Here is an 18,323-nt window from a genome sequence, read left to right on the forward strand (position 1 = left end):
CCTGGCTCAGCCTCACTCTCGCACGAGCCTCCGACATGCGCGCTAAACCGCCGAAACCAGCCGACTCCAGCCGACTACCCCCGCCGCGCCCGTCGCACCGCCCACGGCACCAACACGACAACAACACCCAAAAGCGAGCCAATCACCGTTTCAATCAACCGGTCGTACACGAGCCCATCCGCGCGCACCGACCCGCCGCTCCCAACCGTCGCCAGTGCAATCGAAACGAGCGCCAGGGGAGTGACGAACACCTGCCCGAGCCCGTACGACCGCAGCACGAACAGCTCGGTCAGCCCCTGCAGCAGCGCGATCACGAGAATGAGCACCCACACCGGCGTCGCCAACCAAAGAATCGGTGCGGTGCCAAACAGCCCGAGAAACGTGCCGATGATGCGGTGAAAACCACGGTTCACGGCGTGCTTGGTCGTGTGGCCGGCGAGCGGCACCACCGCGGCGAGCTGCGCCCAGTAGGTGTGGTCGATGTTCCACGGCCCGCTTAGCGAAAGCGAGACGCCCCCGGCCGCACCCGCAGCGACGAAGTTGAGTCCAGCATCCGTCAAGAACGTGGCATGCGGCCGACCCGCGAACGTCGCCTCCCGCGGCCAGACAATCGGCTGCCGAAAGCGCCGACCGAGCAGCCGCGACGACATGCCCATCAACACCGCCCAGGCAATCACCACCAGCGTTGCGAGCGCGGCCTCCCACAGCACCGGTTGCTTCGGCACGGCAACCACCGCGCCAAAGGCGAACACGTTGAAAATCGCGCCGCCGGGCCGCAGCTGCCAATACTGCGCCACGAGTGCGCTCAACCCGGCCATCACCGAGGTGCACAGCACGGCGATCCAGACTTCACCCGGCACCCCGTCGAGCAGCCGTGCCATGATCGTCGCCGACATCAGCGTCGCGAACATGAGCACGCCGGCGCGCAACTGCATCCGCAGCCGCGGCCCGTGCTCGAGATTGCGCCCATAGATGCCTGGAAAAGCGGCGAACGACACGAACACGACGAGGTCGAGCCGGTCGGTCAGCAGCAACACCAATAGCGGCACGAGCACGGTAATTGTGCAGCGAATCGCCACCTCGTGGTCTCGATTCGCCGGGTCAATGCGCAGCACCGAGGTAAACGGGTTCACTTCGGTCCACGCACTCTCGGGCTTCCGCTCGGGATCCTGGCCGGTGCTCGGTGACGTCAATTGCGTGGCTCCCTTCGGTTCGTGCGATCGGCAGCCTCGGGCACACATCCTCGGGATGCGCCCAACGGCAGCGGCACCGAGGCGAGCAAAGTGACGCGACCACCTACTGACAGCGCAACACCGCGGAATCGATGGCAGGCAGCACGGAGACTTAACGTCTTCATAACGATAGCCCCGCACGCGCGACTCGCTTGAAAGCGCAAGGATCCGACGCCCCTCGAAGCACCCGACATCGCCGCGAAACCGGCCGAATCGGGCTTCCCGGCGCCTGTCGGAAACACTCAAGTCGGTAGTATTGCGTTGCTATTGAGCCGTAATTCGGGCGCCCCGCCGCCCAAATTGCGCCGCGGTGAGCACTGCGCTCCCGCGCCATTTGCGGTGAAACCCGCCGAGTTCAAGACCCGATGTCATTGCTCGGCGATGTGCGACACCGCACCGAATCAAGCGGATGCCGTGGAGCATCCCTCGTGCGCGATTTGCGTGCGCGGCAACGACTAACCCAAAAGGAGCGTTCGTGCCAGACACAGCCATCTCGGTCGAGCACCTGTACAAGGTGTTCGGCAGGCAGCCCAAGGAGGCTGTTGAGCGTCTTAAGCAAGGCGCCACTCGCGATGATCTCGCGCCTGCCTCAACGGCAGCCGTGATCGACGCGAGTTTTGACGTGAAACCGGGCGAGATCTTCGTCGTCATGGGTCTGTCGGGTTCCGGAAAGTCGACGCTGATCCGGATGCTCAACGGCCTCAACCCGACGACGTCCGGCTCGGTCAAGGTGCGCGGCCAGGAGATCGTCGGGGCGAACCCGGCGACGATTCGCAAGATCCGCCGTGAGCACATCTCGATGGTCTTCCAGCACTTCGCGCTCTTCCCGCACCGCACGGTGCTCGAGAACGTGGCGTTCGGCCTCGAGGTCCAGGAAGTGCCGAAGGACAAGCGGGAGGCACAGGCCCGCAAGGTGCTCGAGACTGTCGGCCTCGATCAGTGGGCCGACTCGTTCCCGAACGAACTCTCGGGCGGCATGCAGCAGCGCGTCGGCATCGCGCGCGCCCTCTGCGCCGAGACTGAGATCCTGCTCATGGACGAGGCCTTCAGCGCGCTCGACCCGCTGATCCGTCGCGAAATGCAGGAAGAGCTTGTCGACCTGCAGCAGCAGCTCGGCAAGACCATCGTCTTCATCACCCACGACCTCAACGAGGCCATGTTCCTCGGCGACCGCATCGCCGTGATGCGCGCGGGTGAAATCGTCCAGATCGGTACCCCCGAGGAGATCCTCACAAGCCCGGCGAACGACTACGTCGAGCAGTTCGTGCAGGACGTCGACCGTTCGCGCGTGCTCACCGCCTCGGCGGTCATGCAGCCGGCCCTCGCGGTCGTGCCGCTCAGCGTCGGCGTCAACGGCGTTGCGAAGGTCATGCGCGACATGCAGGTGTCGGGCGTGTTCCTCGTCGAGCGCAACAAGCTCGTCGGCGGCGTCACCGAGGCGCAGATCGGCCGCGCGCGTCGCCGCGGGGATGTGCAACTCGCCGACATCGTCGACCGCGACATTCCGCGTGTGAAGCCCGAAGACATCCTGAGCGACCTGTTCGAAGCGTCGGTCGACACCTCGATGCCGCTGCCTGTCGTCGACGAGCGCGATCGCATCCTCGGCATCGTGCCGCGCGTGGCGCTGCTCAGCTCGATGACGACGAATACCGGCACCCTCGATCTGCCGCAGAGCGCGGCCCTCACCGACCCGCAGTTGCCCGTCGTGCCTGAGGGAACCACCGCTGAGACTGCCGCGGAGGCGATTGCGACCGAAGCATCCACCAGCGAGCCCGGAGAGGAGGCCACCCGATGAGCGAACCGTTCTGGCGCGCCCCATTCGGCACGTGGATCGAAATCGCCGTTGACTGGATTGTCCAGGTCTTCGGCGGCTTCTTCGACGTTGTCCGCGTTGTCCTCGAGTTCTTCTACGACGCCCTCAACACCTTCTTCAACTGGCCCCCGTTCTGGGTGATGATCATCCTCATCGCGGCCTTCGCCTTCATGATGAAGGGCTGGCAACTCGCGGTCGGGTCGATCATCGGCCTGTTCTTCATTTACTTCGTCGACCAGTGGGGCAACGCGATGTCGACGCTGTCGCTCGTCCTCGTCGCGAGTGTGCTGGCGCTGATCATCGCGATTCCGGTGGGCATCTGGGCGGCGAAATCCGCGCGAGCTTCATCGGTTATCCGACCCGTGCTCGACTTCCTCCAAACCATGCCCGCCATGGTCTACCTGATCCCGGCGCTGATCCTCTTCGGCGTCGGCCCGGTGCCCGGCATCTTCGCGACCGTGCTGTTCGCGGTCGCGCCGGGTGTGCGCATGACCGAGCTCGGTATTCGCGGCGTCGACAAGGAAATGGTTGAGGCTGGCTACGCGTTCGGCGCGACGCCTGGTCGCATCCTGCGCCAGGTGCAGCTGCCCCTCGCCATGCCGTCGATCATGGCCGGTGTGAACCAGGTCATCATGCTCTCGCTGTCGATGGTCGTCATCGCCGGTATGGTCGGCGCGGGTGGCCTCGGTCAGCAGGTCACCTCCTCGCTCGGTACCGCGGATGTCGCGCTCGGCTTCGAGGCCGGTATGTCCGTCGTGATTCTCGCGATGATCCTCGACCGCATCACCGGCTCCATCGGCAAGTCGCGCTTCAGCGGCCTGTGGGGCAAGATCGTCGCCATCGCCGTCATCGTCGCGGTGGTCGTCGCCAACCTCATCCCGAGCCCCGCGGCGGGCTCCGGCCCCGACAATGGGGACGAAGCCGAGGTCACCATTGGTGTCTTCACCGGTTGGCCCGAGGGTGAGGCCGTCAGCGAGCTGTGGAAGGCGATCCTCGAGGAGAAGGGCTATACCGTCAACCTCGAGTACGTCGACGCCGTCGCCGGGTACATCGGCCTCTCGCAGGGCCGCTACGACCTCCTACTCGACACCTGGCTGCCGATCACGCACGCCCAGTACATCGAGGAATACGGCGACCAGATCACGCAGCTCGGCGCGTGGAACGACGAGGCCGTGCTCACCTTCGCGGTGAACGCGGATGCGCCGATCGACTCGATTGACGAGCTCGCCGAGCACGCCGACGAGTTTGGCAACACCATCTACGGCATCGAGCCCGGCGCTGGTCTCACGGCGGCCACCAAGGACAACGTGATTCCGACCTACGGCCTTGAGGGGATGGAATACATCACCTCATCGACGCCGGCCATGCTCGCGGAACTCGATTCGGCGATGTCGTCGGGCGAGAACGTCGTCGTCACGCTGTGGCGCCCGCACTGGGCCTACGACGAGTACGACATCAAGGATCTCGAGGACCCGGAGGGCACCCTCGGCGAGACGGAGTCGATCTACAGCTTCAGCTCGCAGGAGTTCGGTGACACCCACCCGAACGTGACGCAGTGGATCACCGACTTCAAGATGGATTCGGAGACGCTCTACTCGCTCGAGAACGCGATGTTCAACGAATACGACGGGAACGACTACGGTCCGATCGTCGAAGAGTGGATCAGCGAGAACCAGGACTACGTCAATAGCTTGACCGAGTAGTCCTGACCTCGACCAGCCGGATGCGGTGGTTGCGCGAGCGCGCGACCACCGCATCCGCCTTTTCCACTAGAAAAGGAAAATTCGGGCAGTTTCACCTGCGGCGCGTAGTATTAGACGCTGTTTGTGTGCCGTAACGTGACTCGACTTCGGGTTCGGCGCCATCACCACGCTCTGGCCGCTCGTTCGGCCTCCATCTATCCGCAGGAGAATTCGCACGTGAAGACCACGGTCGACAAGATCAACCCGACCCACGCCAAGCTCACGATCAACGTGACGCCGGAGGACTTCAAGCCCTACCTCGATGGGGCCTACCGGGCCATCGCGAACCAGGTTCAGATCCCCGGCTTCCGCAAGGGCAAGGTGCCGAACCAGATCATCGACCAGCGCGTCGGCCGCGAGGTCGTCGTCGACCAGGCGATCAACGATGGTCTCGACACCTTCTACCAGCGCGCCCTCAACGAGTCGGGCCTGCTGCCGCTCGGCCGTCCGGAGGCCGACGTCGCCGACACCCCTGACCTCAAGGACTTCTCGGGCGACCTCGTCGTCACCGTTGAGGTCGACGTGCGCCCCGAGGTTGAACTCGGCGAGTACAAGGGCCTCAAGATCGAGGTCGACACCGCTGAGGTCGCCGACGAGGATGTCGAGGCGGAGCTCACCACCCTGCGCGAGCGCTTCGGCACCCTGAAGACCGTCGACCGCCCGATCGAGAACGGCGACTTCGCCATCATCGACCTCGTCGCGAAGATCGACGGCGAGATCGTCGACGAGGCCACCGGCCTGTCGCACGAGGTCGGCTCGGGCGAGCTGCTCGAGGGCACCGACGAAGCCCTGCTTACCCTGACCGCCGGTGAGGACACCACCTTTAACTCGACCCTCCTCGGTGGCGACCGCGCCGGCGAGACCGCCGAGATCTCGGTCACTGTGACCTCGGTCAAGGAGCGCGAGCTTCCCGAGGTGGACGACGACTTCGCCCAGCTCGCGAGCGAGTTCGACACCGTCGACGAGCTTCGTGACGACCTGCGCGAGCAGGCCGCGAAGAAGAAGACCTTTGCCCAGGTCGAGCAGGCCCGCGCCAAGGCGATCGACGCGCTCATCGAGTCGACCGAGGTGCCCGTTCCCGAGCAGATGATCGAGGAAGAGGTGGCCCGCCACCTCGAGGCAGAAGGCCTCCAGCCCGACGACAAGCACGGCGAAGAGGTGCGCGAGTCGGCGCAGAAGTCGTTCCAGCAGCAGGTGATTCTCGACGAGATCATCAAGGCCGAGTCGGTCGAGGTCGAGCAGAACGAGTTCACGGAGTTCCTGTTCCAGCAGGCCTCGCAGTACGGCATGGCTCCCCAGCAGTACGTCGAGGTGCTGCAGCAGAACAACCAGATGCCGCAGATCATCGGCGAGGTTGCTCGCTCGAAGGCGATCCTCTACGTGCTCGAGGACGCCGAGGTCGTTGACGCCGCCGGCAACGCGGTCGACATCTCGGAGTACACCGCCGTCGTGAAGCAGGCCCGCGAGAAGCAGGCCGAAGCTGAGTCCGAAGCCGACGCTGAGGTCGAGGCCGAAACCGCCGAGGCTACTGACGAAAGCAAGTAGTTCCCGCACGTGCGCCGGGCCGGTCATTGTGACCGGCCCGGCGCCGCCGTTTCCGGCCACGGATGCTCGTCCACGCCCACGGCGAACAGGTGCGAATCCTCAAGGTCGCCTCGGCTAGGTTTTCCAGGAGACCTACGAAGGAGAAGCATCCGTGGCTGAACTGCAAATGCCGAATAGTGTCTTCGACCGACTCCTGAAGGACCGCATCATCTGGTTGGGCGAAGACGTTCGAGACGACAACGCGAACGAAATTTGCGCAAAGATGCTGCTGCTTTCGGCGGAAGACCCGGAGCGCGACATCTACCTCTACATCAACTCGCCGGGTGGCTCGGTCACCGCGGGCATGGCGATCTACGACACCATGCAGCTCGTGCCGAACGACGTCGTCACGGTCGGCCTGGGCATGGCCGCGTCGATGGGCCAGCTGCTGCTGACCGCCGGTGCCGAGGGCAAGCGCTACATCACCCCGAATACCCGCGTGCTGCTGCACCAGCCGCTCGGCGGCTTCGGTGGCACCTCGTCGGACATCCAGCGCCAGGCGCAACTGATCCTCGACATGAAGCAGCGCCTCGCCGAGATCACGGCGAAGCGCACCGGCAAGACCGTCGAGCAGATCAACGAAGACGGTGACCGCGACCGCTGGTTCACCGCAGAAGAGGCCCTCGAGTACGGCTTCGTCGACCACATCTCCGAGACGGCCACCTCGGTCGTCGGCGGTGGCGGCACCGACCGTCGCATCTCGAGCGACCCGGGCGAAGCCTCCAAGCCGGGCGACGAGAACTAGGCGCGAAGGAAGAAGGACTACCAAAGTGTTCAATTACCCCGCATCCGGCGCAGCCGACAACATGCCGAGCTCGCGCTACATCCTGCCGAACTTCGAGGAGCGCACGGCCTACGGCTTCAAGCGCCAGGACCCGTACGCGAAGCTCTTCGAGGACCGCATCGTGTTCCTCGGCGTGCAGATCGATGACGCCTCGGCCGACGACGTCATGGCGCAGCTGCTCGTGCTCGAGTCGCAGGACCCGGACCGCGACATCACCATGTACATCAACTCGCCCGGTGGCTCGTTCACGGCCATGACCGCGATTTACGACACGATGCAGTACATCCGCCCCGAGGTGCAGACCGTGTGCCTCGGCCAGGCAGCCTCGGCCGCCGCCGTGCTGCTCGCCGCCGGCCAGCCGGGCAAGCGCCTCGCGCTGCCGAACGCGCGTGTGCTCATTCACCAGCCCGCCGTCAGCGGCCAGGGCCAGGGCCAGGCCTCGGACATCGAGATCCAGGCCAACGAGGTGCTGCGCATGCGCCAGTGGCTCGAAGAGGCCCTCGCGAAGCACTCGGGCAAGGACCAGGAGTCGATCTCGAGCGACATCGAGCGCGACAAGATCCTCTCGGCGAATGAGGCCCTCGAGTACGGCCTCATCGACCAGGTGCTGACGAGCCGTAAGGGCGCGCAGCCGGTGATCGTCGACTAGTTCGACGCCCCGGTCACCACACGCACGATCGCCTCACTGTTCCGGCGCCACCAGCGCCGGCGACAGTGAGGCGATCGCTGCTATGAGGGTGGCTACGAGACAAACGATGAGCGCGAGCGCGAGGCCACCCGCAGATGCTGTGCACCTGCGTTGCCAGGCCGGCCGCGACCGACTTCGCGCCGTGCCGCAGGTAGATCGCGGCGCCCCAGTTCGCGGCGGCCATGCGCGCTGATGATGCCGGCGCCACCGGGGCAACGAAGGCAATGACGGAGGAATCGAGCACCGTGGCGAAGCCCGCGCCGAGGCAGGCGTCGAACGTCAGGCGGCCGGCACCCGGTGCCGAGTGCGCTAGTGCTGCTAGGAGGCGGGAGCGGCGTCGACGAGTTCGAGGCCGATCTCAGTCGGTGCGGCGTGGTTGCGCTCGAGCGGTGTCCGCTCGCCGGCCTCGACTGCAAAGTCGAGGCGGTTCTCGGCGGGCGGCAGTGGGCAGGTCGCCAAGTCGGTGTAGGCGCAGGGCAGGTTGCTCGCGCGGTTGAAGTCGAGCTGGGTGTGGCCGTCGGCGTCGGGTGCGCCCACTGCGAGCGAGCGCAGCGCGCCGTAGGTGGTCACGCCGCTCGTCGCATCCTTGAACAGCACGAGCAGGCCGTCGTCGCGGCCCGGGAAGGCGAGCAGGCGGTGCGCCTCGCCATCGACGGTGAACTCGAGCTCACCGGGGGAGTCGTAGACGTGCTGGATCGTGTCGACCGCGCCGTCGACCGTGACGGGCCGGGGCTCGTCGAACGGCAGGAAGGTCGCGTCGAGGCGCCACTGGGCGTCGGGTTCGTAGGCCGGGGTCTGCGTGTAGGTGTCGAGGAAGCTCGCCTCGTCGCGGCGGGGGCGGATGATGTCGAAGCCGCCGCGCTTCGCAACCTCGATCCAGCCGCCGTCGAATCGCACGAGCACGCCGCCGCGCTCGGGGATCGGCGCAAACTCGTACTCGCCGGTGATGCGCTCGCCGTCGAGCTCGAGCCACTCGCCGTCGGCGAGGCTGACGCGCACGATGTCGTCGATGGAAGTCCAGGCGCCGGGCGCATCCGACGCCGAGATGGGCTCCTCGCCGAGCCAGAGCAGGCTCGTGATTGCGAGGAAGCCCTTCGGGTCACGCAGGTTCTGCTCGCGGGACGCGCGCCACTCGCGCCAGTCGTTCGCGAAGGCCGTCTCGTCGCTCGGTCTCGGTGTCGTCGGCGTGGTCTGCGTCATCGTCGTGCTCCTGCCTCGTAGGCCGCGGGTGGGTGTGCAGCGGCCGGAACTAGGGCCAGTATGCGCCGGGCGGCCGCCGGAATTTGCACCCGGCGAGCGCCCGACGTCACGATGCGTCACGCTCGGTAATACGCGCGGGCGCTCGTCCGCTTCGGGCGATGGGCAGGAGGCGCGGGGGAGTGACGCGCGATGGCTAAGCAGTCGGTCGCCAAGAGCTCTGACCACCTGGCTTACGGGGGCTCGTTCCCGAGCGACTTCGTCGACTTCCAGAATTACACGGGGCAGCTCTCGTATTGGTCCACGTCGGGTGGTCGCCGTGGTCCGTACCGCCGGCACCGGACAGGGTGGAACATCGCAGAGAACGAGCATCCATAGCAGCGTGCTGCTCGGCATCGCTGGCTTGCAGTGGGCGGGCACCGCGATCTTCCGGCGCAGGCTCGGCCTCGACCCATCCACGTACGTCTAGCACCCTCGGGGGAGTTTGCTCGCGGTAGGCGAACGTAACCTCGCGTGCGTCGCTCTCGGCTTTGTCGGGTGCTCGCGTTAGGCTGGGTCGCACCGCGTTGGGAGGAACTCATGGCACGAATCGGTGAGAGCAGCGACCTGCTCAAGTGTTCGTTCTGCGGAAAAAGCCAGAAGCAGGTCAAGCAGCTCATTGCTGGCCCTGGCGTCTACATCTGCGACGAATGCGTTGAACTGTGCAACGAGATCATCCGCGAGCGGATGAGCGAAGAAGTTGGCGAGGAGGTCTCGGAGCTCGAGCTGCCGAAGCCGCGCGACATCTTCGAGTTCCTGCAGCAGTACGTCGTTGGTCAGGAAGCCGCGAAGCGCGCCCTGTCGGTGGCCGTCTACAACCACTACAAGCGCATCCGTTCGCGCGGCGAGATCGCCGCGGTCGACGAGCAGCAGTCCGACGACCACGTCGAGATCGCGAAGTCGAACATCCTGCTCATCGGCCCCACGGGCACCGGTAAGACCTATCTCGCGCAGTCGCTCGCGCGCCGTCTCAACGTGCCGTTCGCCGTCGCCGACGCGACCTCGCTGACCGAGGCCGGCTACGTGGGCGAGGACGTCGAGAACATCCTCCTCAAGCTGCTTCAGGCCGCCGACTACGACGTGAAGCGCGCCGAGACCGGCATCGTCTACATCGACGAGATCGACAAGATCGCGCGCAAGGCCGAGAACCCCTCGATCACCCGCGACGTTTCGGGCGAGGGCGTGCAGCAGGCGCTGCTCAAGATCCTCGAGGGCACAACCGCTTCGGTGCCGCCGCAGGGTGGCCGCAAGCACCCGCAGCAGGAGTTCATCGAGCTCGACACGACGAACGTGCTGTTCATCTGCGCCGGCGCGTTCGCCGGGCTTGAAGACATCATCTCGTCGCGTGCGGGGAAGAAGGGCATCGGCTTCGGCTCGCCCCTGCACACGCCGCACATTACTGAGGACGTCTTCTCTGACGTGCAGCCGGAAGACCTCCACAAGTTCGGGCTCATCCCCGAGTTCATCGGCCGACTCCCGGTGCTCACGACCGTCGAGCCGCTCGACGAGGACGCGCTCGTGCGCATCCTCACCGAGCCGCGCAACGCGCTCGTCCGGCAGTACAAGCGCATGTTCGAGATCGACGACGTCGAGCTCGAGTTCACCGACGAGGCGCTGAGTGAGATCGCGACGCTCGCGGTCGAGCGCAAGACCGGCGCGCGCGGCCTGCGCGCGATCCTCGAGGAGGTGCTCGGGCCGATCATGTTCGACATTCCTTCGCGTGAGGACGTCGGCACGGTCGAGATCACGGCCGACGTGGTGCGCAAGAACGCGGCCCCGACCATCGTGCCGAAGCCCCCGAAGGCCGTTCCGAACGAGAAGTCAGCGTAGCCGGCACGACGCGGGGCGCGCGGCGACGGCGCGCCAGGTAGAATTTGTCGCACCTGTTCGGCAATCCGCCTGGAGCTCCACTCATGCCGCTTCGCCAGCGTTCCGTAGCCACCGCCCTGCTGGGGGCGGCGGCGCTGTGTGCCGTGGGAGCGCTGCTCGTTGGCTGCACCGCGACGGGCGTCACCCCGAGTAGCTCGGCGTCGCCGTCGGCGCAGCCGCTTGACGAACCTAGCACCGAGCCGCCGATGAACACGAGCGAGTTTGGTGGCGAGGCCGCGCCCGCGCCGACCGACGGCTCCGAGGTGGTCGTGCCGACGCAGTCGGCCGACGACGGCCCGCGCGCATCCGAACTCACCACCCTCGAAGTTGGCGACGAGGACTACACCGACCTCGACTGGCACGTCTCCTGCTCAGGACTCGAAGCGAACCCGACGATCATCGCGTCGGCGAGCGACGGCGAGCTGCACCTCACCCTCGTGCTGCTCGGCTCATCGCCCTCGTCGCTGAACTCGCTCACGCTGTCGGCGGGCGAAGCGGGCGGCAGCTCGCACACGAACACCGGCCTCACGGTGAACCCCGGCGCGGGCCACGGGAGCGGCTCGCTCGAGATCGACTCGTCGACTGTGACGTCGACCGGTCGTGGCCTCGAATTTGGGCCCGACGTCACCGGCACGAGTGCCGATACGATCTATTCGTTCGCAGTGACCTGCGCATCGGCGTAGGCGCCGGCGCCGATGGTTGGCGATCGCCTCCGCCCACAGGCCGACGACTCACGAATGGCGAGTCGGTAATTTGGCTTTCGTGGCGTTCACTGCCACGAGTTACCCACTGAAAGGACGTCATCGTGCCTCGGAACGACCGACTTCTGCAAAGTTTGTTTGCTGCCGCGATGATTCCGGTTGCCGCTCTCGGCCTCACGGCCTGCGCGAGCACCAGCTCACCCGAAGCGGGGGACAGCGATTCCTCGAGCAGCAACGACGCCGGCTCGACGCGTCCCGCGCCCCCGTTTGTGTGGGGCGAGGAGTCGGCCACGACCGAACCCGAGCCGTCCCCGGCGCCCATCGAACCGCCGCCCACGGCCGAAGCGCCGGAGGCAACGCAGGACACTCCGCAGGCCACGGCCGACACGGGCGGCTCAAGCGGCTCGAGCGGGGGCAACGTCGTCAAGTACGGCGACGTTGACCTCTCTGACAAAGACTGGGACGTCTCATGCACGGATGACTACGCCAACGGCTACGTGTTTGACGGCGAGAACGGCGATGACTATCACAGCGTGTCGGTCTCACTGAATGAAGATGGCTCCGTTGACTACGTCATGATCGACTCTGACACGAACTTCTCGCTGTACTACTCGGACGGCGTCAGCGGCTACCCGGAGCTTGCGGCCACCGCGAGCTACACGCCCGGCGTTGAACTGCAGGCGAGCGGAACAGGTACGGTCGACTACGAGTTCACCGAGTATGAGGACTTCGAGATCACGCTCAAGTGCGACTCGACGTTCTAGCGAGCAAGTAACTTGAACAGACCCCTAGGAGAGGTGCATGCCATGCGAGCAAACCTGCGACACGTGAGCGGCGTCATCGCCGCGCTGGCCGCGATGACATTGCTCGTCGGCTGCTCGACTTCGAATGGTGACTCGCCCGAAGCTGACGAGAACCGGCCCGAATCGAACGGCAGCAATTTGCCGTTCGACCTGCCAGCCAGCGGCGGCGGCAGTACGACAACTGATCCCGGGCCGACCGAGACCACAGGCAGCGACTCCGGTTCGAACAGTGACTCGGACAGCTCCGGTGACTCGGACAGCTCCGGTGACTCGGGAGGCTCCGGCGGCGGCGATGGCACCTCGGTCGTGAAGTACGGCGACGTTGACCTGTCCGACTCGAACTGGACCGTCACGTGCATGGATGACTACCTGATGGCGAGTGACATTGAGGGCACCGACTACTCGGCCGACTACAACAGCGTCAGCGTCTCGCTCGACAGTGACGGCAACGTCGACTACGTCATGGTGATGCCGGTGGAGGGGTCGTCGCTCTATTACTCGAGCGATCTCTCTGAGGGCGACCCGCCCAAGGTGTCGTTCGAGGGCATGGACTTTGAGGTGAGCGGCGAGGCCTTCCTTGACTACGACACTTCAAACCTCGCCCAGTTCGAGATCAAGCTCACCTGCGACTCGAAGCTCTAACTGACACGGCAATTCTCTTGGGAGTGGCAGTGAACTCACGAACGCGACGCGCGCTGATGACAATCGGTGTCCTGTCGGTATCGCTCCTGGCGCTGACCGCCTGCACGCAGCCCGGCGGGAACGACCCTGAGCCCGAACGCCCGGAGTCGGACGGCAGCAACCTCCCGTTTGCGCTGCCGGGAAATGACGAGTCCGACCCGACACCGACTCAGACTTCCGAACCTGACCCGACGCCGAGTAGTTCGTCGAATGGCGGTGGCGAGAGCGACGGCACGGACACCATTAGCTTTGACGGTGCTGATGTCACGGAGACGTCGTGGGAGGTCATTTGCTCGCCTGACGCGACGGGTACGTACCGCGTCAACGCCTCGAATGACAACGGCGGTTACCTGTACGTGCTCGTCGATACCGAGGGCAAGTTCGAACGTTTCGAATTCGCGCCCGACGACGGTACTTCGACGGTGCGGTACTGGTACTGGGTCAACGAGCACGAGGGCGAGTCCACTGCCCTCGAAACGTCGGGGCCCGACTTCAAGGATGACAAGGTGACGATCACCGGCCAAACGTACGAATACGACGATTTCGATTACGCGAAACCCATCAGCTACGACGTCACGCTCACCTGCGACACCACGAACTAGCGAAGAGGGGATGCGGCATGCGAGGCAAGCTTGGCAAAGGGATCGGCACGGTCGCGGCAGCCAGTGCCGTCATGCTGTCAACGGCCGGATGCTCGCCGCAGAGCAGCGCTAAGGCCGACATCGACCCTACCGACGGTAATTGGTACGAGGTCGGTATCGACTTCACTTCGGCGTGGGGCGAGGTCGTGACGTGGGATGGCGGGCCCGACCTGAGCGGCGTCGACTGGGACGTCGACTGCCAGCCGAATGAGTACTATGCCGTGTTTGCCTATGGCAGCACCAATTCCGCGGCGGACCCCTACATCTCGATCCGCATTGACGACGACGGGGCCGTCGAGCAGTTGCAGGCAGCTGGGAGCTCCGACTCCTACGACAACTTCCTCTGGTATTCGTCGGCCGAGACCTCGAGAATGCCCACCAAGGTGGACCCGGGGAAGGTGGTTTTCGAGGGCGACCGCGTCGTCGTCAAGGGGCAAGCATTTCAGTACTCCGACTTTGAGTATGCGACCCCGATCAACTTCGAGGTCCGCCTCACCTGCGATAGCTGGAACTAGGCTTCCTCGCCGTCGAGCAGCGCCCGACGGCGCAGCAGGGGCGTGATGCTCGGGTCTTCGCCGAGAAAGTCGCGCACCATCGAGAGCTCGTCACGCGAACCGCCCGGCTGCAGCACGGCCTCGCGGAAACGGCGGCCGGTGGCCGCGAGGTCGTCTGAGCGCTCGAACACGTCGACCGAGGCCGCGTCGAACACCTCCGACCAGAGGTAGCCGTAGTACGACGCCGCGTAGCCGCCGCCGAAGATGTGCTGGAAGTACGTGATTGAGTAGCGCGGCGGCACTGCGGTGAAATCGAGGCCAGCATCGGCGAGCACGCGCTGCTCGAACTCGGCGAGGTCGCCGACGTTCGCGGCCTGGTCGGGCGACAGCTGATGCAGCGCCTGGTCGAGCGTGCTTGCGGCGACGTTCTCGGCGGTGAGGAAGCCCTGGTTGAAGGTCGCGGCGGCCCGAAGCTTGCCCGCGATCTCTTCGGGCAGGGTCTCGCCGGTCTCGAAGTGTTGTGCGTAACCGGGCAGGATCTGCGGGTGGAGCATCCACGACTCGTTGACCTGGCTCGGGAACTCGACGAAGTCGCGCTTCACCTCGGTGCCCGACTGCGCCGGGTACACGGTGTGCGCGAGGAGCCCGTGCAGTGCGTGGCCGAACTCGTGGAAGAGCGTCTCGACCTCGTCGAAGGTGAGCAGCGTCGGCGAGCCCACCGGCGGCTTCGTGACGTTGAGGATGTTGAAGTCGACCGTCTTGTGCCCGAACAGTTCGTTCTGCTGCAGGTAGGTCGACATCCACGCGCCGCCACGCTTCACGTCGCGGGCGTAGAAGTCGACGATGTAGAGGCCGAGGCCGCTGCTGTCCTCGTCGAACACCTCGAAGACGCGAGCATCGGGGTGGTGCCCGACGAGATCCTCGCGCTCGCGGAAGGTGATGCCGTAGAGCAGGTTCGCGGCGCGGAACACGCCCTCCACGAGCACGCGGCCCGCCTCGAAGTAGGGTCGCAGGGCGGTCTCGTCGACGTCGAAGTCGCGCTGGCGCACGCGCTCGGCGTAGAAGGCCCAGTCCCACGGCTCGATCGGGGTGTCGCCGGCGAGTTCCTGCAGCTTCGCCTGCTCGCGTTCGACGCTCGGGGCGACCGCGCGGCCGAGGCGTGCGAGGCGTTCGTTGACCGCATCCTTCGACCCCGCGGTGGAGTTGGCGAGGCGCAGGTCGGCGTAGGTGTCGAAGCCGAGCAGCGTCGCCTTCTCCGCACGCAGCTGCAGCAGCTCGCGCACGATCGCCGAGTTGTTGTTGCCGTTATCGCGGGCGCCGCGGCTGCGGGACGCGCGGTAGATGCGCTCGCGCAGGGCCCGGTTGGTGAGCTTCGCGAGCCAGGCGTGGCCGACCGGCAGCGTCAGTGTGATGCGGTACTTGCCCTCGAGCCCCGCGGCCGTCGCGGCCTCGAGCGCAGAGGCCTTGTCGGCCGGGTCGAGGCCGTCGAGTTCGGCCTCGTCGTCGACGACGACCGCGAGTTCGTTCGTGTCGGCGAGCAGCTGCCGCACGAACTGCGACTGCAGGCGCGCCTCGCGCTGGTTGAGTTCAGCGAGGCGTTCCTTGTCGGCGTCGCCGAGGTTGGCACCGGCGAGGCGGAACTGGAGGTCGTAGTCCTCGAGCAGCTTGAGTTGGTCGTCGCGGAGGCCGAGCGAGTCACGCTGCTCGTAGAGCTCGTGCACCCGGGCGTAGAGGGCGCTGTTGAGGTGGATGCGGTCTTCGTGCGCCGCGAACTTGGGGGCGTACTCCTCTTCGAGTGCCTCAATTTCGGGGGTTGCGTCGGACGAGGCGAGGGCGAACAGCACCGAGCCTGCGCGCCACAGCAGTTCGCCTGAGGCCTCGAGCGCCTCGAGCGTGTTGGCGAAGGTCGCGGCCTCGGCGTTGCTCGTGATCGCGTCGATCGCTGCCTCGCGGTCGCGGAAACCCTGATCGATGGCCGGCGCGAAGTGTTCCGGCAGGATTTGCTCGAAGTCGGGGAGCTCGTAGGGGAGCGGCGAAGGGGCGGCGAACGGATTCTCAGGCGAGAGCGCGGCAGTCATGCGCCTCACCCTACGCGTCGCAGTCTGGGTTAACTGAGCCAGTCGTCGTCGTCGAGGTCGAACTCGGATTCGCCCGGCGCGAGCGTCGCGGCGGTGCCATCCTCGCGTTCGAGCACGCGCAGCCCGGATGTGTGGGTTGCGACCGCGCGCCCCTCGAGCCACGTGAGGGTCCAGTCGCCGGCGAAGTCGCCATCGGACTCGAACTTCGTGCAGGCTTCGGCCACCGCAGCCGGGATGCTACTCGGGGCCGGAGAACCGACCGCCCAACGGGTGCCGATCTGCATGCTGCCTCCGATTTGGCGACGAAATGTGACGTACTTGGGCGACAACTTGGCCTGCGTCGCAGAAGTCATCAGTGAGTTGTACACGAGGATAGGCGAAGCGGGTGATGGTGCCTGGACGGTGTTCCTCATAGATTGAGTTTGTGCCGCGCTAGCCGTGGCACTCCCGGTACTTCTTGCCGGGACCCTGGGGAGGGAATCGCCGGGTGGTGGTGTTCAGGGGGAACGCCGCCACCCGGTTCTCTCGTTTCCGCCTCCCTGCGCTACGGGTTCGCCGAGAGATACGTGTCGGACTCGTAGAGGTCGAACGAGAGCGTGCCGGTGAGGTTCTGCACGGTGCCGTTAACGGTGATCGTGCGCCCGTCGGTGGTGACGGTGGCCGAGTAGTTGATGGTCGCGACGACGGTGACGGGATCCTTGCTGTCGTAGCGATGACTCGTGTGGGTGTCGCTGAGCTCTGGGAGTCCCTGGTCAGCCCACGACGAGCCCGGCGTCTCGAGGGTCTGTGAGGTGCCATCACCGTAGTCGTACGTGGTCGAGACGGGCGTGAAGGTGACGGTGACCTCATGCCCGAGCACCGTCGCCCCAACCGAATGGGCGGATGCGGTGGTCCAGAAATTCACCGGCTGGCCGAGGATTGCCCAACCGTTGGGCTCCATGAAGAGCTGCGCCTGCGCCGGGGTGACGTTCGCGAGGTCGGTCACCTGGATCACATCGGGCAACGGCGCCGGGCCCGATGTGTTGTTATCGGCCGGGGCGGGGTCGCCGAAGTCGAGGCCGTCCAAGCAGCGCTCCTCGGCGGTGCCGTTCACACAGGGACCCTCCGGCACATACGACGTGCCGCCGCCGGAGTCGCCGGATCCTCCACCGCTGGAGCCGCCACCGGATCCACCCGAGCCACCGCTGCCCTGCGAGTAGTCGATGGAGACGTCCACCGAGGCCCCGTCACTATCAGCGCATGTGGTCAACCAGGGCGACGACGAGTCACAACTCGGGGCCGCTGCCACAGCCTGAGGAGCGATCAGGCTAACGAGGAATCCGAAAAGAACCGCTACTGACAGAGATCGAGTTCGGGCCATAGCTTCTGTGCGTCAATCTGTGGGGTGTCAGTGAGATTCACAACGCGAACCTCTGCAGGTTGAATGACGCCGGATCGTTCTTCGCCATATTCGACACCGGTGCCGTCATAGACCTGGCTATCCGCAAGATCGATACACACGTACACGGTGATTTCGTCGTCTTTGTATTGTTGGACTTCTGCGTTCGCGACCGAGAGGTCACCCTCAACAGTGAAATTGTCAGATGCCGCAAGCTGGACCAGTTGGTCGAAGTAGTCCTGCATGTTCTCTGTGGTCAGTGACTCAAACGCGTCAGTTTTGTCGCCACCCGAAGCAATCACTTCACGTTCGGCGGCCAAGTACTCCTCGTAGGTCGCGACCGCGATGTCGAGGGCCTCGGCCTCGGTCAGTTCGGTGGCCGTTGGGGTAGGTGCAGCCGCCGACGTTTCTTGCGCAGCGGTGCCGGTCGGGGCCGCGTCGCCGCCCCCGGCGCATCCGGTCAGCGCGAGCATCGATGCGGCCGCGAGCAGCGCGGCGGCGTGCCGGACCCCGCGGGGTGAACCTGGTGTGCGCATCCGCCCTCCTCAAAATGAAGCAACTCGCTGAGGGTACGAAACTTCAGCAATCGGAGGTCCGAC

General features: G+C 65.6%; 17 protein-coding genes. 11 read left to right on the forward strand and 6 right to left on the reverse strand.

The annotated features are described in order from the left end of the window. Positions 1-74: 74 nt before the first annotated feature. Positions 75-1,133 (reverse strand): FUSC family protein, encoded by a 1,059-nt coding sequence (locus M3M28_RS03400; protein WP_249387441.1) that lies wholly within the window; start codon positions 1,131-1,133, stop codon positions 75-77. A 574-nt stretch (positions 1,134-1,707) separates the two neighbouring features. Between M3M28_RS03400 and M3M28_RS03405 the strand changes: the two genes are divergently transcribed. From M3M28_RS03405 to M3M28_RS03430, 5 genes are all read left to right on the forward strand, one after another. Continuing rightward, on the forward strand, positions 1,708-3,027 hold the full coding sequence (locus tag M3M28_RS03405; protein WP_249387442.1) for a quaternary amine ABC transporter ATP-binding protein: 1,320 nt from the start codon (positions 1,708-1,710) through the stop codon (positions 3,025-3,027). Continuing rightward, a complete protein-coding gene (locus M3M28_RS12750; protein ID WP_349305340.1) occupies positions 3,024-4,748 on the forward strand; it encodes an ABC transporter permease/substrate binding protein in 1,725 nt (574 codons plus the stop codon). The genes M3M28_RS03405 and M3M28_RS12750 overlap by 4 nt, the downstream gene beginning before the upstream one ends. Before the next feature lie 216 nt (positions 4,749-4,964). Continuing rightward, the gene (gene tig, locus M3M28_RS03420) at positions 4,965-6,332 is read left to right on the forward strand and encodes a trigger factor (protein ID WP_249387443.1); all 1,368 of its coding nucleotides are present in this window, start codon (positions 4,965-4,967) and stop codon (positions 6,330-6,332) included. Positions 6,333-6,498: 166 nt separating this feature from the next. Continuing rightward, entirely contained in the window at positions 6,499-7,116 is a 618-nt protein-coding gene (locus M3M28_RS03425) for an ATP-dependent Clp protease proteolytic subunit (RefSeq protein ID WP_125107407.1), read from the forward strand. Between the two features lie 61 nt (positions 7,117-7,177). Continuing rightward, positions 7,178-7,804, forward strand: coding sequence for an ATP-dependent Clp protease proteolytic subunit (locus M3M28_RS03430; RefSeq protein ID WP_249387977.1), 627 nt, complete (start codon positions 7,178-7,180; stop codon positions 7,802-7,804). Positions 7,805-8,161: 357 nt separating this feature from the next. Here M3M28_RS03430 and M3M28_RS03435 read toward each other — a convergent pair whose 3' ends face one another. Continuing rightward, positions 8,162-9,043 (reverse strand): DUF1684 domain-containing protein, encoded by an 882-nt coding sequence (locus M3M28_RS03435; RefSeq protein ID WP_249387444.1) that lies wholly within the window; start codon positions 9,041-9,043, stop codon positions 8,162-8,164. 576 nt (positions 9,044-9,619) lie between these two features. Between M3M28_RS03435 and clpX the strand changes: the two genes are divergently transcribed. The 6 genes from clpX (at position 9,620) to M3M28_RS03465 (ending at position 14,289) form a co-directional block, all read left to right on the forward strand. Beyond that, the gene (gene clpX / locus M3M28_RS03440; RefSeq protein ID WP_249387445.1) at positions 9,620-10,909 is read left to right on the forward strand and encodes an ATP-dependent Clp protease ATP-binding subunit ClpX; all 1,290 of its coding nucleotides are present in this window, start codon (positions 9,620-9,622) and stop codon (positions 10,907-10,909) included. Between the two features lie 83 nt (positions 10,910-10,992). After that, a complete protein-coding gene (locus tag M3M28_RS03445; protein ID WP_249387446.1) occupies positions 10,993-11,631 on the forward strand; it encodes a lipoprotein LpqH in 639 nt (212 codons plus the stop codon). Positions 11,632-11,798: 167 nt separating this feature from the next. Beyond that, entirely contained in the window at positions 11,799-12,413 is a 615-nt protein-coding gene (locus M3M28_RS03450) for a hypothetical protein (protein ID WP_249387447.1), read from the forward strand. 42 nt (positions 12,414-12,455) lie between these two features. After that, positions 12,456-13,094, forward strand: coding sequence for a lipoprotein LpqH (locus tag M3M28_RS03455; protein WP_249387448.1), 639 nt, complete (start codon positions 12,456-12,458; stop codon positions 13,092-13,094). A gap of 56 nt (positions 13,095-13,150) precedes the next feature. Continuing rightward, the gene (locus tag M3M28_RS03460) at positions 13,151-13,735 is read left to right on the forward strand and encodes a hypothetical protein (RefSeq protein ID WP_249387449.1); all 585 of its coding nucleotides are present in this window, start codon (positions 13,151-13,153) and stop codon (positions 13,733-13,735) included. Between the two features lie 17 nt (positions 13,736-13,752). Next, a complete protein-coding gene (locus M3M28_RS03465; RefSeq protein ID WP_249387450.1) occupies positions 13,753-14,289 on the forward strand; it encodes a hypothetical protein in 537 nt (178 codons plus the stop codon). Here the strand turns inward: M3M28_RS03465 and M3M28_RS03470 are convergent. From M3M28_RS03470 to M3M28_RS03485, 4 genes are all read right to left on the reverse strand, one after another. Then, the gene (locus M3M28_RS03470; RefSeq protein WP_249387451.1) at positions 14,286-16,346 is read right to left on the reverse strand and encodes a M3 family metallopeptidase; all 2,061 of its coding nucleotides are present in this window, start codon (positions 16,344-16,346) and stop codon (positions 14,286-14,288) included. The two genes, M3M28_RS03465 and M3M28_RS03470, sit on opposite strands and share 4 nt — an antisense overlap. Before the next feature lie 29 nt (positions 16,347-16,375). Continuing rightward, positions 16,376-16,630, reverse strand: coding sequence for a hypothetical protein (locus M3M28_RS03475; protein WP_249387452.1), 255 nt, complete (start codon positions 16,628-16,630; stop codon positions 16,376-16,378). 260 nt (positions 16,631-16,890) lie between these two features. After that, positions 16,891-17,562: a hypothetical protein gene (locus M3M28_RS03480; protein WP_249387453.1), complete on the reverse strand. Its 672-nt coding sequence runs from the start codon at positions 17,560-17,562 to the stop codon at positions 16,891-16,893. Between the two features lie 116 nt (positions 17,563-17,678). After that, entirely contained in the window at positions 17,679-18,260 is a 582-nt protein-coding gene (locus tag M3M28_RS03485) for a hypothetical protein (protein ID WP_249387454.1), read from the reverse strand. Positions 18,261-18,323: the final 63 nt, after the last annotated feature.

The sequence above is a fragment of the Gulosibacter sediminis genome (assembly GCF_023370115.1).
GTDB classification, from domain to species: Bacteria; Actinomycetota; Actinomycetes; order Actinomycetales; family Microbacteriaceae; genus Gulosibacter; species Gulosibacter sediminis_A.

Excerpts from the sequence above, each read along its gene's own strand:
- M3M28_RS03455 (WP_249387448.1), top strand. The coding sequence starts at position 12,456 with ATGCGAGCAAACCTGCGACACGTGAGCGGCGTCATCGCCGCGCTGGCC.
- M3M28_RS03470 (WP_249387451.1), bottom strand. The coding sequence starts at position 16,346 with ATGACTGCCGCGCTCTCGCCTGAGAATCCGTTCGCCGCCCCTTCGCCG.
- M3M28_RS03460 (WP_249387449.1), top strand. The coding sequence starts at position 13,151 with ATGACAATCGGTGTCCTGTCGGTATCGCTCCTGGCGCTGACCGCCTGC.
- clpX (WP_249387445.1), top strand. The coding sequence starts at position 9,620 with ATGGCACGAATCGGTGAGAGCAGCGACCTGCTCAAGTGTTCGTTCTGC.
- M3M28_RS03450 (WP_249387447.1), top strand. The coding sequence starts at position 11,799 with ATGATTCCGGTTGCCGCTCTCGGCCTCACGGCCTGCGCGAGCACCAGC.
- M3M28_RS03430 (WP_249387977.1), top strand. The coding sequence starts at position 7,178 with ATGCCGAGCTCGCGCTACATCCTGCCGAACTTCGAGGAGCGCACGGCC.
- M3M28_RS03445 (WP_249387446.1), top strand. The coding sequence starts at position 10,993 with ATGCCGCTTCGCCAGCGTTCCGTAGCCACCGCCCTGCTGGGGGCGGCG.
- M3M28_RS03435 (WP_249387444.1), bottom strand. The coding sequence starts at position 9,043 with ATGACGCAGACCACGCCGACGACACCGAGACCGAGCGACGAGACGGCC.
- M3M28_RS03425 (WP_125107407.1), top strand. The coding sequence starts at position 6,499 with ATGCCGAATAGTGTCTTCGACCGACTCCTGAAGGACCGCATCATCTGG.
- M3M28_RS03475 (WP_249387452.1), bottom strand. The coding sequence starts at position 16,630 with ATGCAGATCGGCACCCGTTGGGCGGTCGGTTCTCCGGCCCCGAGTAGC.
- M3M28_RS03465 (WP_249387450.1), top strand. The coding sequence starts at position 13,753 with ATGCGAGGCAAGCTTGGCAAAGGGATCGGCACGGTCGCGGCAGCCAGT.
- M3M28_RS03485 (WP_249387454.1), bottom strand. The coding sequence starts at position 18,260 with ATGCGCACACCAGGTTCACCCCGCGGGGTCCGGCACGCCGCCGCGCTG.
- M3M28_RS12750 (WP_349305340.1), top strand. The coding sequence starts at position 3,024 with ATGAGCGAACCGTTCTGGCGCGCCCCATTCGGCACGTGGATCGAAATC.